The organism is Pseudoalteromonas sp. MER144-MNA-CIBAN-0113, from assembly GCF_040308965.1.
GTDB lineage: Bacteria > Pseudomonadota > Gammaproteobacteria > Enterobacterales > Alteromonadaceae > Pseudoalteromonas > Pseudoalteromonas tetraodonis.
In genome coordinates this window covers 1-348 of the sequence record NZ_JBEOOG010000233.1, presented here as the reverse complement: position 1 = coordinate 348, position 348 = coordinate 1, and the positions used below count along the sequence as shown (strand labels likewise).

Sequence of the window (348 nt, the reverse complement as noted above, 5' to 3'; positions counted from 1 at the left end):
ATATAGCACCAGCCAAAGCGGCTGATCTGTGAGCTATTCACAACTTTGCGCGCGTTTGCCAATCGATGGGCTTGTTTGGGGCGATAACCCCTTTGTCCCATGTTTCGCCTTATCTCTCGACTCACCGTTGATTTATGACAGCCAATAATTCTAGCTATTTCACTCATGCCTTTTTTAGCTTGCAATAGCGCTGATATTTGATATCTTTGCTCTTGGGTAAGATGTGTATAGTGTTTCATAACGTTCTGATATGTAGGAGTTGAAGTTTGAAATGCAACACGGCACATCTTACTCTTCAACTCATTCTTTTAAAACGTTGCACTTCTTATTTGAATCTAGGGTTTAAAG

At 40.8% G+C, this 348-nt stretch carries 1 protein-coding gene; it reads right to left on the bottom strand.

Features of this window, described 5'->3' with window-relative positions:
- The coding region (locus AAEY57_RS19520) for a helix-turn-helix domain-containing protein (protein ID WP_350608607.1) at positions 1-239 on the bottom strand (239 nt) is incomplete at its 3' end.
- Positions 240-348: the final 109 nt, after the last annotated feature.